Genomic DNA, 14666 nt, shown 5'->3' on the forward strand with positions numbered 1-14666 from the left:
GGCTGGGACTCGCTGGCCGATGAAGCCGGCTGGCCTGAATCGTGGCGCTCGCTGGTGGCCGTCATCGCCAGCGATCCCACCGCGCTTGCGCCGTCCACCGCGGTTGGCCTTCCCGACGGTACGCACGATGGCTCGCCACTGGTTCTCGATGGCAGTCGCCTCTATCTGCGCCGCTATTGGAACCACGAGCAACGGGTGGCGCAGGCCATCGGGCGACGCCTTGCGCAACCGTCGCGGGCGCCCGCTCATGTGCGCGAGCAGCTGACGCGGCTGTTTCCGCATGCCAACGGCGACGCACCCGACTGGCAGCGGGTGGCCTGCGCCTTGGCCGCACGCAGCCCGTTCACCGTGATCACCGGCGGCCCCGGCACCGGCAAGACCACCACCGTGGTCCGGCTGCTTGGCCTGTTGCAGACCTTGCATCGCGCCGATGCCGCACGCCCCCTGCGCATCCGGCTCGCGGCGCCGACCGGCAAGGCGGCGGCCAGGCTGCAGACGTCGATCAGCACGCAGATCGCCCGGCTCGACGTGGACGAGGCCGTGCGCGCCGACATTCCCAGCCAGGTGGACACGCTGCATCGCCTGCTCGGCGCACGACCGGACAGCCGGCGCTTTCGCCATGACAGCGCGAATCCACTGCATCTGGACGTGCTGGTCATCGACGAGGCCTCGATGATCGACCTGGAAATGATGTCGGCCGTGCTCGATGCCCTGCCCGACGACGCCCGCCTCGTGCTGCTCGGCGACAAGGACCAGCTCTCCTCGGTGGAAGCCGGCGCCGTGCTCGGCGACCTGTGCCGGCGCGCCGAGGCGGGCCACTACAGCGAGGAGACGGCGGCCTGGCTGCGCACGACCAGCGGCGACCGCGTCGATGCCTGGGTGCGCGCCGATGCGCACGCGCTGGACCAGCATGTCGCCATGCTGCGCCACAGCCATCGCTTCGGCGCCGACAGTGGCATCGGCATGCTCGCGCAACGCGTCAATGGCGGTGACGTCATGCAGGTACGCCAATGGCTGGGACAGCCGCATGCGGACGTCGCCTGGATCAACGCCGCCTCCGACCCCGCGCGCCTGGCCGAACTGGCGCTGGACGGCGGGGCCCGGCACTTCGCCGCGCGCGCCGATGCCGCCATGCCGCCCGGCTATCGCCATTACCTCGAGTGGTTGCGCCGCGAACGGCCGCCCGTGCATGCCGGCGGCGCGGCCTTCGACGATTGGGCGCGCGGCGTGCTGCGCGCCTTCGGTGGCTTCCAGTTGCTGTGCGCGCTACGCCAGGGTCCGTTCGGCGCGGAGAGCCTCAATCGGCAGATCACCGCGATCCTGCATCAAGCCGGCCTGATCGATGCCCATCACGAATGGTATGAAGGCCGCCCGGTGCTGGTGACCCGCAACGACTACGGCCTGGGCCTGATGAACGGCGACATCGGCATTGCGCTGCGCGTGCCCGACGAACAGGGCGTGCCGCAGTTGCGCGTTGCCTTTGAAGTGGCCGGCGACGCCCATGCCACGGCCACGCGCATCCGCTTCGTGCCACCCTCGCGGCTGGGCGAGCGCGAAACGGTGTACGCCATGACGGTGCACAAGTCGCAGGGCTCGGAGTTCGAGCATGCCGCGCTGGTGCTGCCCGACGCGCCCAGCGCCTTGCTCAGCCGCGAGTTGCTGTACACCGCCATTACCCGCGCACGGCGCTGGTTCAGCCTGATCGGCCCCGACGAGATCGTGCAATCGATGACCGCGCGGCCCACCAGGCGATACTCGGGCCTGCACGAGCGTCTTCCCATCCTGGCGGGCTGATGCCTCGCCAGGCCGTTCGTGATCACGCGGGTGCAACGTGCGCCGCCCTAAGGCGCGCAGCTGCCGCCATCGCCCACCTGCTCGGCAAGCAGGCTGCCCGGGCCACTCAGCCTGAGCGCGGCCCCGTGCACGTTGGCCGTGCTTTCCGCGGTGCCCACGTCGTGCGCGTTGGCCAGCGAGCACACCACCCAGCTCATGCTGGTGCGGCCAGCCGACGCCCTCAGCTGGCCTTGCAGGCCAAAGGTGACGACATCGCCGTCCGTTGCCTGAATGGCGACGCCATAATGGTTGCTCGCGCTGCGCAGCAGGACATGCGCGGCGCTGGTGGGTGAGTAGCGTTGGTTGGGACCGATCGTGCCCGCAGGGTAGGCATACACGAGCCAGCCATTTTCATAACCGGCCTCGCCGGAACACGTACTGCCCGTATCACTGGCGCACACGGAAACGAAGGCGCGTCGATTGACCGCCTCCTCGCGCGCATAGACCAGGTCGGCGCGCAGCGCGGTAGCCGCGGCGCTCACCCGGTGCCGGCGCATCAGGCCGCTGAAACTCGGTGCGGCGAGGGTCGCCAGGATGGCCAGCACCGCGATCGTCACCACCAGCTCGATCAGCGTGACGCCGGCGCTTCTGCGCCGATGCAGGGTCGCCTTCATCACCAGCACCGCCCGTTGCTGCCGCTTGCCGTGTCGGAAGCAGCCGGCAACTTGACGCCGGCACTGTCGATGGAAAGGCCCCCGCAGGCATCGGCCGCCTGCGCGCCGGCGGGCGTCGCCGTGGCGACATACCCTTGCCCGGCGCCCTGGGTGTCGACGATCGCCACCCCGGCGAGGTAGTGGCCCTTCTCCGACGGCGCGCTCGTCGTTGCCGAAAACTGGATGGTCTTCAGGTCGGCATAGCGGTTGTGCACGGCGTAGTAGCGCTCTTCGGCGTTGGCGATGCGCAGCAACAGCTCCTGGCCATCCACGCGGCGGGCGCGGTACACGTAGCGGCCATAGGTCGGGACGGCCACGGCGGCGAGCACCGCGATGATGGCCACCACGACCATGAGTTCTATCAAGGTGAATCCTCGCAGACGGCGCACGCGGCACCTCCCTTATTGGTCGTTGGTCAACTCGCGCCAGGAGCGGCGGCGCCACAGCGGTATGCCGAAGGACGGCGTGCCGCCATCGGCACCCGTGACGCTGGCGTCCGAGGTCATGCCCGGGATATAGGCGGTGCCGCCGCCCAGCATCGAGGTGATCGGCAGGAAACCTCCCGTCGGCGGGTTTTTCACCCGCATGCCGGCCTGCGCATAGCCGTCCGGCCATCCGGCGATGGCGCCGATGTTGCCGCCCAGGTTGGCCTGCCCCGTCGCCGCGTCAATCACCAGCAGCGCGCCGCGCGGCTCCGGGTCGCAGGGATCGTTGTTCTGCGGGATCAGCGTGGTCACCAACGCCTGGTTGGTGCTGAAGACGGCCGAGGCATCCACCACCACGCGTTCGCCCTTGGCCTGGCTGAGGTCCAGGTCGATGTACCAGCCACGTATCGCCGTGCCGGCGTCGGTCCGGGCAGGTACCGGGTTGCTGGACAGGCCGCGCACGCCGAGCATCTCCACCATGGTCTGCTTCACCAGCGGCGTGGCGCTGCTGCCGGCGGCCACCGTCGCCTGCCCCGCCACGCCGGCGTCGCGAATGCCATAGATCGACTGTGTGCGCGTATTGGCGTCGATCACGTTGTCCAGGGCGCCGAGGTACTTGCCGGTGCCGAACACCACCACCAGGCCACCACCGATGGGGTCCGGGAACAGGCGTGGCATCACGGTGACCGGCTGGTAGCCGGGATACTGCGGCCGGTAGAACAGGTCCACGCGCCAGCCGGCCGGGTCGCTGCTGGTGAAGTCGAAGCGCCACACGTTGCCCAGCAGGTCGCCGGCGAAAGCGACGTCGTCGATCTGGTCGCTGTTGTAGTCGCCCATTACCGGCGTGGTCAGGCCGTAACTCACGATGTTGCCGCTGATGCCAACGCCCGAGGTGGGCGTCTTCAGCTCGCGGATCAGCTTGCCGGTCTGCGCGTCGAGCACGAACAGCGAGCTGAATTCGTTGCTGGCTGCCGGCTCGGTGCTGCCGGCGGGGAAATAGCCGCCAGGCACCAGCACCGCCCAGCGGCCGTTGGCGAGCCGGCCAACGTTTGGACGTCCATACGTGTAACCCAGGTTGGCGGGGTCACCCTCGGCGGTGGCCGCCATATTGCTGCTGAATTCCCACAGCACCTTGTCGGACGCGGCGGCCTGGCTGGCGCCGGGTTCGGTGATGTCCAGTGCATACACGCCCCGCCCGCCCAGGCGCAGGCCGGCCACCAGCAGGCTATGCCAGCCCTGGTTGAAATACACGTCGCGACTCACCGGCGTGCCGTCCACCGAGGGCATGAAGCTGAAATGGTTGAGCGAAGACCAGCCCGCCAGCCGTCCATAGACCGAGTAAGGCACATAGGCCCAGCGTTCGGCGCCCGGATCGGGCGCGATGTCCACGCTGCCCGCCGCCGTCAGGCTGGTGGTGGCGTCGAAGGCGTGCAGCATGCCGTCGTTGGCCGCCACGTAAAGGGTCGGCGCACGCTTGGCATGGTCGTAGCGGAACTGCTCATAGGTCCTGCCCGACGCCACGCCCTTGGCCTCTTCCGAACCCGTGGGCCAGGCGTCGCGGTAGCCGTTTTCGGGAGCGGCCACGTAGAGCGCCTGGCCGTTGATCACCGCGCCCAACACCGAGTTGCGCTGGCGGAAGCCGGCGCCCTCCTTGCTCCTGTCGCCGCGCAGCCATGCCAGCTGGTCGGTACCGGTGGCACCCGCGCCGAAATCCGGGTCCACCGCGCGGATGGCATCGACCACCGTGCTGCCGGTGAACGCGGCACCGTGGTTCGGGCCGGGCAGCGTGCTGGTGAGGATCACGCGGCTGTCGCCCTTGGCGGCGCGCGCATCCAGCAGCGTGCGGCCGTTCCACAACACCGCGCTGGACACCGTGCCGTCCGAGTTCACCTTGTTCGCGGTAAGGCTGCCCTTCCAGTCGTTGGTGTCGTAGCCGGCCCGGTAGGTCACCGAACCCGCCGTGAGCACCGCCGCGTTGATGCTGCCCGCCACCGAGATCGTGCTGCGCGACACGATGCTGTTGATGATGCTCTTGAGCGCATCGGTAAGCGCACTCGGGTTGCTGGCCGCGAAGAAGGCGCCACGGCTGTTGAGCGCGGCATGCCACATGTCGTCGATCTTCTTGCCATCGTCGGTACCGACCGCAGGAGCCGGCCACTGGACGGAGCCGCGCCGAAGGTTGCCGTAGGTCGTGGCATTGTTGGCCAGCGTGCCGGACGCACCGAAGCCGATCATGTATTGCACCAGGTGCGGCCATGTCGCGGGATCGTTGGCGGGGTTCCAGTAGATTTCCCGATTGCTGCGCGGATCGGCATCCGCCAACAGCGGCGTGCCGAACAGGCTGGTCGACTGGTCGGGCAAGCTGGGTGGTACCTTGAGCCGGTTGGGCTTGGTGGCAAACAAACTGTCGCCGCTAACGCCCGCTTGCAGGTCGGTTGCCCAGTACCGAAAGGCAATATCCGCCATGGTCTCGACGTTATTCGCGGTTTCGTTCCATACGATCTGGCTTTCCTTATTCGACAGGGAAAAGCTGCCGATACCATCAGGCAAAAGGCTGATCGCGGCACGATCATTCACCACACCTTGATTCAAGGTATCGCCGTTCCACAGGCCATCCGTCATCTGGATATGGAAGTTCTGCCGGCAGACCAGCTCCTTGCCGACATCGCGATCCCAATAGGGGTTGTTGTCGGAGGCTCCGGTGCGATTGGTGAAATAGCTACCCGCCCTGATCGCCGCGCTACGATTTGGCGTGCCGTCGACGGCCGGCATGGTGAACAGCCAGTTGTAGAACTTGGTGCGCGCATTGCCTGTAGCCGCACCGTCCACAAACTTGTAGATAGTGCTGGACGTGGAAAGCCTGTAGGTAGTGTTGTTGATGGTTTGCCAGGCCAGCCGGATGTTTTCGTTGAATGGATTGAAGGCCCGCGACACCGACGATACGGCGGCCATGGTGCGGGTGCGGTAGTAGGAATACCAGTTGGCGAAGTTCTGCTTCTGCGCGTCGCTAACGGGCATCCAGGTCCAGTTGCCGGCGGCGTAGAGATTCGTGATCGAGGCATTGGTGAGTTGCCCCGTAGTGGCGTCCCTCTGCAAAGCCTGACCTGTGTATTTGAAGTAGCCGCCGCTCTTCCTGCCGCAGAAGGTATTGCTATTGGGAGAGTAGTTGCCCAGGTCGTACTTGGTGGACGCAGCAGGGTTATTGGGGCGGTTGGCTACGATGCCGTTCTCCCACGCGGCGGCATAGCTGGCATTGGGCATGGTGCTGCCGTCCGCCTTGATCGGCGGCTCATAGGTATTGTTAGGGTTGAAGTACACCCCATTCATGCTCCATGAGAGCGGATCATTAGGATCCGTGACGTCAGGGTTGATCACGCCGGCGCAGAGATAGGGCGCACTGCTGCTATAGGTACGATTGGCGTCGACGCTCTGCAGAGCATCCGTGTTGCTGTTGACCCAGGGCTTGTTGCCGCTGTCATAGGGCCGCGCATCCGGCATGTGATGCCAGGTCATCGAACCGGAATCATCGAACGTCAGCACCAGATTCGGCGCAACCGATACGGTGGCCGACGGCGGCCCCGGGCTCAGCTCCACCGTGCCGGCCATCGACACGCCGGCAAGGCCGGCGCAGAACGTCATGGCAAAACCGAGCAAGGTGTGGCGCGGGCGGAATCCGACTAGTTTGGCCATGCACATGGTGGACCTTCCGTTTTCTCAGTTGCCCTTCGCGCCGAAGGTGGATTCGACCACCCGCACCGCGTTCTCGCTGCCGCCGACGCCGCGTGCCGTGATGCGGTAGATGTGCGTGGAGGGGTTGCCGGCGCCGGTATTGGCGCTGCTGGTGACGCCCGACTCGTGCTGGCTGCCCACGCCGGGCGGCCGTTCTTCGCCCAGGTCTTCGATCAGGTAGCGGGGATTGTGTGCGAGCGCGGCGTTTTCCAGGCCAGCGCTGGACTGGGTGAAATCGATGCCACCGTTGGAAGCGTTGTATTCCGTACCCGCCGAGGGCAACCATCCGGCACGGGTGCGGAACTGCGTGACCACGGCCACCGGCACGGCCGGGTCGTAGAGGTAGCAATCGGTGAGGACGGTGGCGCCACAGCGCACGTTCGCATCCACGCTGCTGCTGGCCTTCCACAATCGCCACTCGGCGCCGCGCAGCGCCGCCTCGGCGCTCATCTCCGCCTGCTGGGCATTGCGAAGCCCGCCTGCCATGCGCTCCTGCAGCAGCGAGTGGGTCGCCGCGCTGATGCCAAGGATGGTCAGCAGTACAAGAAAGACCAGCGCGACCACCAGAACGACTCCCTGCTCACGGCGGGGAGCCGTCATCCGCCGTGCGGCGATGCACCGAAAGGACATGACGACCTCCTCGCGCTTTCGACACATCGTCGAAAGCGCATCCATTCATGGGTTGTAGTTGCGCACGGAAACCAGCGCGGTGAATTCGCGGCGAATCTTCGGATTGACGAAGCCCTGCGCGACCGGCGTGATCTTTCGCCCCGTCGCGCCCGGCGCGGCCGGCGTGCTCATGCCGTCGATGGCGTAGGCATACATCTGCTCGTTTTCCGTCAAGGTGAAGAGCGGCCGCTCGCCCGCCACCAGCAACCTCACCTCGATGCTCTTTACCGCGCGCCACAGGCAGCCGGGATCGCTGCCAAGCGGCAATGGCACCGATGGCGGACAGGCGATGCTGCCGGACGCGTTGCTGTCGATCTCGTCGGCCGTGAGGTAGCGCGTGTTGCCGTTGGCGTCTTCGATCCCGTAGAGGAAATCCAGCCGCTCCACCCCGCGCACGACCTCTTCGCTGGTGCCGCCCTGCTTGCGCACCAGGGCACCGGTCAGGGTCCCGTCGTCGTTGGCGACGGCCTTGACGTAGTACGTCACGGTGACGTAGTCGGTATTGAAGTCGAACAGGCGCGGCGCCGATGGCGTCGATTGCGCGGCCGGCGCGGCGAAATTGAGCGACGCCACCGGGACGAAGTCCGGGGCCCCCGATACGGCGAAGATCTGCGCCGACGAACAGTCGGCGAGCATTGCCAGGTCTCCCGGCTTGAACTCCGTCAACAGGGGCTCCCCCGCGCCAGGGACGACATGAACGGCGGCGATCGAACCATCGGCCAGGTTGGACTCGATCCAGCTGTTGCCTCCCAGGGCCCAGCCGCGCGAGGAATCCACATAGCGCAGCGTGACGATGCCGGTGCCCGGCACGCGGCTGCCGCTGGCCTTGCCCATCGCCGGCACCACCGACGTCGGCGGATTGATGGGCTTGCAGGTCTTGTCGTCGCAGTCGTAGCCGCGCATCGACAGGAACGAGGGCAGCGAGTATGGCGCCGTCGGCGTGGCGGGATACGTATTGCTGCCGGATGTCTGGCCCCAACGGGTGGTGAGATCCTGCGTACCCAGCGCCGTCATCACGTCCCTCGCATAGACGGTGGGTGCTCGCAGGCCATCGAGCAGAAGCCCGCTACCGGTGCTGGAGGCGACACCGCCCGTACTCGAGCAATACTGGCCGTTGGCCATGCGCAGGTCGTCCGTGATCCGCCGCACGGCATAGCGTCCGTTCTCCTGCACTTGTGCCAGTTGGTCCTGCGCGCGATGGCTGGCCGACGTCGCAATGAACAAGGTGACGATGCCGCCGGCAACCAGCAGGCCCAGCACGAGCGCGATCATCAATTCGATCAGCGTGACGCCCGACAGACGCCCGGCAACGTTGCGGCCCATCATGGCTGCAGCCTCCAGGAAAATACCTGCGGCGCCGCATCGCCGTTGCTTTCACCGGTGCCGATGCCACGCTCGGTCCAGGTGATGGTCATCGCGCAGCTGCCGCCATACGGAGGCCTCGATCCAAGCTGGCCCGATGGGTCGTAGCCCGCGCGGTCGACGCCGGTGCACTGCAACGTTGCGCGACTGCCTGGCAGCTGCGAGGTCAGGAGCCGGCTCCACATCACCTTGTCGCGCGCGGCGACCGCGGCCGGATCGCAACCCGTGGCCTTGTCGCAGGTAGTGGAGCCCGTGGAGACCGGGTATGCGCCGTTGTAGCTCCCCCTCCACACGCCGACCGAGTTGGCCCGCATGCGATCGGCCAGGTTGTTGGCGAGAAACGTGACCTGCGTGCGCAGATACGCCGCCTGGTTGGAGCGCGACGCCATCACCGTGAGGCCAGCCAGCCCGATCAGGCCAATCGCGAAGACGAATACCGCCACGAGCACTTCGATCAGCGATACACCGCGTTGGTATTGCAGACCGTCCATGACAGTTGCTCCCGAAAGCCAGGAGAAACTCTACGGAGCATGTCTTGGATGATTGCCACGCCACCGACAGGCGGCGGCAAAGAGCGGACAAATGGTGCGCACGGCTAGCGGTTTCGCTGAGTGCGTCATGGCTTTAGGACAGATCGCCACAGAGAGTTGGCTTTGTACGACAACAGTACGCACAAAACCCCACCCATCGATAAGCACCGCGCCTATACGATTTATCGCGACTTGCCCTATATACAGTGACGCGATGGTGTGATTGGCGCTCCGCGACGCCTGGATGACAGGAGTGGTGGGCCTCGGAACCTCAAAGGCATGATCGACACGACCATAACCGGCTGGAGAATTCGAGCACGCTTCACGAGGCGCATTCCTCGCGGAATCTTCAGCCCGGAATTAGCGGCACGGACAGCATGCCGATCATCGATCCACCTGCAACATCCACTCCAGCCCTCGCAGGACCGAAGCCTCGATGGCCGTCTCGACCAGCGAAGGCGGCCAGTCTTCGACATAGGTCGCCCCATCGATACTTTGCACGCAACACCCATCCCTCATGGTCGCGATCCAGATCGCGTCACCATGAACGCCGCTCTCATACAAGATGCGGACTTGCGCTCCCCGGAAATGACAGGAGAACGAGGGCACGTGACTTCACACCTTTCCCCTGGCTAGGCCTATAGTCTTCCCCGCCCGGAAAGCACGCAAGTCGACCATTTGGTCGATCGGGCCCTCGTGCAGACCCGTAGCGTGCCCCACCTGCAACGTCGCCACAGCCAGGCAAGTGGCTATTGCCGATCAGGCCAGGACATGTGCCATCGGAGCACTACCGCACGAGAGTGGATGACACCCCGGCATCACTCAAGCAGGAAAGCCCACCCATCGCCGATGCTTCGGCTCAGGCGAAATGTTCACTACTTCCACGAACAAGAAACCGCCCGAAGGCGGCTTCTCACTCGATCGCTTGCCTGCGTTGCCTGCCCCATCTTCGGCGTTATTGCCCCCAGCACTTGGCCGCCGTTCCGGTGCCGCCGTCAATACCGCGCACACCGGCCTGATCCAGCGTCAAGGTGGCGCATTCCGTATCGCGAGCCAGCTGCGTACCCGTAGGCGTTGCCGTAATGAGGTACGTCGTGGGTGTGGCACCGGTCGCGGCACTGAAACCCGCATACGAATAGTACTGCCCTGTCTCATTTGCCGCCTCGCACTCGAGGCCCGGGTCCCCGTTCGCGACCGGCGGGGTATCCGCCGTCTCGTTGTATTTCAGGTTCGTCGTATAGAACCGCTCCATGTAGTTCGCGATCTGCGACACACACGAAGCCGCTGCCGCACGTCGGGCACGCGTGATGTAGCTGCTGTAGGACGGAACCGCAATCGCCGCCAGGATGGCGATGATCGCCACGACGATCACCAGTTCAATCAGCGTAAAACCGCCAACCGGCTTCGAGCGACGGATGCAAAACGGAAAGCTCGCGTTTCCCATGCCCATCGCATTCGTCCTGCTTCCATTCGAAAAGGGCTGTTTCATGGCGTCACCCTGTTATTGATTGATCAGCTCGCGCCACGAGACGCGTTGTGTCTTCGAGGTCGCACCGGAGGTCTGGATGCTGCTGTTAGTGCCGTTGTCGAAGCTCACGAGCATGCTGCCGCCCACGAAAATCGGGTTATTGGGTAGCGAGCCGAAGCCCACGCCCGCCGCCGGCGCCCCATTGACGCGATCGCTGGCATTGGTGCTGCCATCGCCGTTGACGTCAAAGAAGTCCATATTCGGATTGGTGCCGGTGAATGGATCGATGGCCATGATCCAGCCGGTACCCGACGGGTTGCAGAGATCCGTTGCCTTGGGAATACGCGTCGTACCCAGCAACAGGTTTCCCTGGAACTGGTTGGGCGTGACCATGCGCTCGCCCTGGGCGTTCGTACCGCCACCGGCCACCGGCTGTAGCAGGTCGATGTACCAGCCGGACTTGCCTGTCAGCGAGGTAGCGTCCGTGGTGGTGGTAATCGAACGTGCCGCCAGCGTGTTGCCGGAGGCGCTGGTTTCCGCCGTGATGGATCGCGACGCCAATGCCGTGCGGTCTTTTGACGAATCTATCGCGGGATGGTTGGTCGAGTCCGTGCTGCTGACGATCAGGCCATACCAGGTCTGCGTGCTCGTATCCTTCAAGTCGCTCTGAGTCAGGTATTTGCCCGTGCCGAAGAACACCCACACATTGCCGGTCTGAGAATCCTTGCCGGCCAGGATACCCCCGGTGATAGGTTGAGCCTTGTTGCCGGAATCCTTCGCCGTGAAAAGCTTCGTGCCCGAGCTGGAAGGCGTGGCCGTGAGCACCGTATTGCCCGAGCTGTCTTTCGACGTCTTGTTGATCGTGAACGACCAGAGGTTTCCGTCGAGGTCGCCCGCGTAGGCCATCGTGCTCACGCCGTTGTTCACCGGGTCGATCCACACCGCCGGCGCAGCGAGGCCCGTGGTGTCCGTGGTTGCATGCACGCTGAGCGTTCCATCGGACAGGTTGAACTGCAGCAGCGCCGCGACGCCTGCAGTGCTGTTGTAGCCGTTGCCCATCAGCACCGACCAGGTGCCGTCCGAGGTCTGTGCGATGACGGGCTTGCCGGTCATCTGCCCGATGTACTTGCCGTTGCCGTCCGAATTGCTGTCGCCGCTTGACCGCTCCCACAGGAACTTGATGTTCGCCGGATCTGTCACGTCAAAGGCATACACGGCCTTGGCCAGACCACGTCCTGTCGTACCGACGAGAACTGTTTTCCAAGCCGTTCCGATGTAGACGTCCGCGACCGTCAGTTCGCCGTCGTTGAAGTACTCGTGGGACACCGTGCCGCCGTAGTCCGGGCTAGCCAGATCGGTGATGCCGACGCTGGAGGAAAGAACCGCCCCAGGCAGGTAAGCAAAGGCCTCACTGCCCCCCGCGTTGGTTATCGTACCGTCCGCCTTCTTTACATCGCTGGCATAGAAGGCATGCAACATACCGTCGTTGGCCGCCACGTAAATCAGGCCCGTGCGGCTGGCGTTGTCGCTTGCGTACTTTGCAAAGGCAGTTGAGCCGGTGAACGTCTGGTTGATGAACTGGTTTGCCGTCGGCGCACCGACGTAAACAGGCTGCGAGCTGATAATGTCCCCGATGGGCGTATCGCGAGTGCGGAAGCTGCCGCCATGCTTCTGATCCTTCGAAGAATCGCCTCGAAGATAGTTCACCATATCCGCCTGGGCGGTCGCCGAGCTCGCCAATGCGCTGAGCTGACTGCTCGACAGGGCGGGCGGACTGCCCGACGAATCATTCTTGAAGGCGATATAAGACGAGCCCGTATAGGTGTAGATATTTCGGCTGGCTGCTGCGGGCAGCGCGTTCGAAGCAGTCCAGGTCGCCGTTGCGGAAATCGCCCCCGTCGTCGAATTGATGGCCAGTGCCTTCAGGTCACCCTTCCACTTGGCGGTCCAGTAGTTGGCCTGGTAGGCCACCGTTCCCGTCTGCAGCTGAGTGGAGTTGGCTGCGAGGCTGGCGCCCGTACCTACGCGTTCGGACGCCCGCTTGAGCGCATCTTTCAGGCCGCTGGCAAAGGCCTGCGGGCTGCTGGCCGAATAGAAACCACCATGACCATTCACCGCCGCGTGCGCCAAGTCGGCGATATTGTTGATTGATCCCTGGTTGGCATTGGTGGGCAGCGGCCATACGAATCCGCTGATAGCCTTGGTGCTATCGCCATTCGCCCATGCGAAGACCTGGTCCATGGGTATGGCCGTCTTCTGGTCGGAATACAGTGGCGTGAAGCCAAGACCCATGGTGAACGTGGTCATGTGCTGCCAGAAGGCAGGATCTTCATTGTTGACCGGCACTTCGTTATCGGTCGATGGGCGCAGGTCGGTTTCCCAATACTTCATCGCCACGTCGGCGAGCGTGTTGCTGTAAGTGACAGCCGGCGAAGTGACCACCGAACCGGTATACGAAAACTTGCACGTGCCGCGCTTCGAACTGTAGTAAGACGTCTGATAACCCGAAGTGGAGCCCGTTGCCGCCTTGTACTGGTTCTGGCAGTCGGTATTGCTGCTGGCCGACTGGGAGTAATTGACCGTGCCTGGCCCATAGACATTCGTCAGCTGGCCGCTGTCCGCGTAAGGCAAGGCCGGACTGTACGTATAGGCCTGCGAGTTCGGGCCCGTGATCTTGGTGCCCGCGACACCATCGGTATCGCCGATACCGGTGACAAGGCTGTCGTCTTCGTTCCAGAAGCCGTCCGTCGTGAGAATGGTGTAGGACGCACGGCAAGCGAGCTCACCCGAGCTGCTGTCCGTGGTATCCGTCTGCCAGGGCTGCCCCGATTGGTAATACTGGCCTACCGAGTCCAAGGCCATGCGCAAAGGCGTCGAGTTGTTCGGGGTGATGTCATTCACCCACGTCCAGAAATTACTCTTCTGCGTACTCGATGCACCGCTGCCGAATGGCTGCACCGTTGCCATCGTGTTGTTGTACGCCGAGGTGTAGTTGCCGGTGGCCTTGATGTCCGTGACGTTGCGATTATTGATCGACCCGAAACCAACGCGATAGGTGGGATCGATGGTGGCGAACGCCGTCATCAGACCGCTCTTCGCCATCAGGATGCGCGTACGGTAGTACGAGAACCAATTGGCCACGTTCTGCTGGGTCGTGGTGTTGTCATCGCACAGCGCTTTGGTCGTCGAAGACGTGATCGTTGCACACGTCCCGGTGGTACCCACATAGTGCTGCGTGTAGGTACCGTTCTTCACCGGTGTACCGGTGGCATAAGTGAAGAAATTCCTCTTCGTGGAGACGCACTGACCACTTGAATTGAGACTGTCGGTAGAATAGTTGGGGCAGTTCTGAGTCGGCGCGTAGTACGTAGTGCCTGACCAGCCACTGTGCGCGCACTGCCCAGCATGTGTACCGGTCGATACCAGGGAGTCGCCGTTTGAACACGTGAGAGTGGGCGCATAGGTGTACGACGCCACGGACAACGTGACGAAGTAATTGACCTGCCCCTTATAGCGCGTGATGTCAGTCGCGGTCTGGTCCAGGAAGCCATCCGCATAGGCGTTGGTCAGTCCTGGCGAGTTTGCGTAACTGCTGCTGCCGTCGGCTTTAGGCGGCGGCGTGTAGGAAACCGCAGAGTTGTAATAGGTACCGTTATTCGCCGAGTTTCGAACGCCATCATCCGTTTGGTCGACCAAATAGCCCCAGTCCGGCATGTAGTCCCAGGCCATCGAGCCCGAGTCATCGAGCATCAACATGATGTTCGGCGGCAATGAAGCCTGCACGATCAGCGGACCCTTATCGATGGTCACGCTCGTTCCTGCCGCCTGCGCGGGCTGGCTGGCTATGCCGAGGCCAAGGACAAGCAGACTGGTGTAGACGAGCCTGCCAGCGAAGGTGGCGGCCGTGCTGCGCAGTCGGGATGTAATGTTCATGACGGCTGTGCTCTTTTATGGGTACGTCGTGGATGGCGCTCATGCGCCCGGTCAACACACGGTT

Annotated in this window: 9 protein-coding genes; 1 reads left to right on the top strand and 8 read right to left on the bottom strand. The window is 64.2% G+C overall.

The genetic code is table 11. The annotated features are described in order from the left end of the window. Positions 1-1794 (top strand): exodeoxyribonuclease V subunit alpha (gene recD, locus JMF82_RS10280; protein ID WP_201314433.1); only part of this gene is annotated, 1794 nt, incomplete at its 5' end. Between the two features lie 47 nt (positions 1795-1841). Here recD and JMF82_RS10285 read toward each other — a convergent pair. The 8 genes from JMF82_RS10285 to JMF82_RS10320 all read right to left on the bottom strand — a co-directional run bounded on the left by JMF82_RS10285 (position 1842) and on the right by JMF82_RS10320 (position 14602). Further along, the gene (locus tag JMF82_RS10285; RefSeq protein WP_236585399.1) at positions 1842-2447 is read right to left on the bottom strand and encodes a GspH/FimT family pseudopilin; all 606 of its coding nucleotides are present in this window, start codon (positions 2445-2447) and stop codon (positions 1842-1844) included. Beyond that, positions 2447-2875, bottom strand: coding sequence for a type IV pilin protein (locus JMF82_RS10290; protein ID WP_201314434.1), 429 nt, complete (start codon positions 2873-2875; stop codon positions 2447-2449). The genes JMF82_RS10285 and JMF82_RS10290 overlap by 1 nt, the downstream gene beginning before the upstream one ends. 12 nt (positions 2876-2887) lie before the next feature. Continuing rightward, positions 2888-6601, bottom strand: a complete 3714-nt coding sequence (locus tag JMF82_RS10295) for a PilC/PilY family type IV pilus protein (protein ID WP_201314435.1) — start codon at positions 6599-6601, stop codon at positions 2888-2890. Between the two features lie 24 nt (positions 6602-6625). After that, positions 6626-7270, bottom strand: coding sequence for a PilX N-terminal domain-containing pilus assembly protein (locus tag JMF82_RS10300; RefSeq protein ID WP_201314436.1), 645 nt, complete (start codon positions 7268-7270; stop codon positions 6626-6628). Between the two features lie 45 nt (positions 7271-7315). Continuing rightward, entirely contained in the window at positions 7316-8635 is a 1320-nt protein-coding gene (locus JMF82_RS10305) for a PilW family protein (RefSeq protein WP_201314437.1), read from the bottom strand. After that, complete coding sequence (gene pilV, locus JMF82_RS10310; RefSeq protein WP_201314438.1) at positions 8632-9162, bottom strand: type IV pilus modification protein PilV; 531 nt, start codon at positions 9160-9162, stop codon at positions 8632-8634. The genes JMF82_RS10305 and pilV overlap by 4 nt, the downstream gene beginning before the upstream one ends. Positions 9163-10156: 994 nt before the next feature. Next, the gene (locus tag JMF82_RS10315) at positions 10157-10690 is read right to left on the bottom strand and encodes a type IV pilin protein (protein ID WP_304487914.1); all 534 of its coding nucleotides are present in this window, start codon (positions 10688-10690) and stop codon (positions 10157-10159) included. Positions 10691-10702: 12 nt separating this feature from the next. Beyond that, positions 10703-14602, bottom strand: coding sequence for a PilC/PilY family type IV pilus protein (locus JMF82_RS10320; protein WP_201314439.1), 3900 nt, complete (start codon positions 14600-14602; stop codon positions 10703-10705). Positions 14603-14666: the final 64 nt, after the last annotated feature.

The sequence above is a fragment of the Dyella sp. EPa41 genome, from assembly GCF_016586165.1.
GTDB lineage: Bacteria > Pseudomonadota > Gammaproteobacteria > Xanthomonadales > Rhodanobacteraceae > Dyella.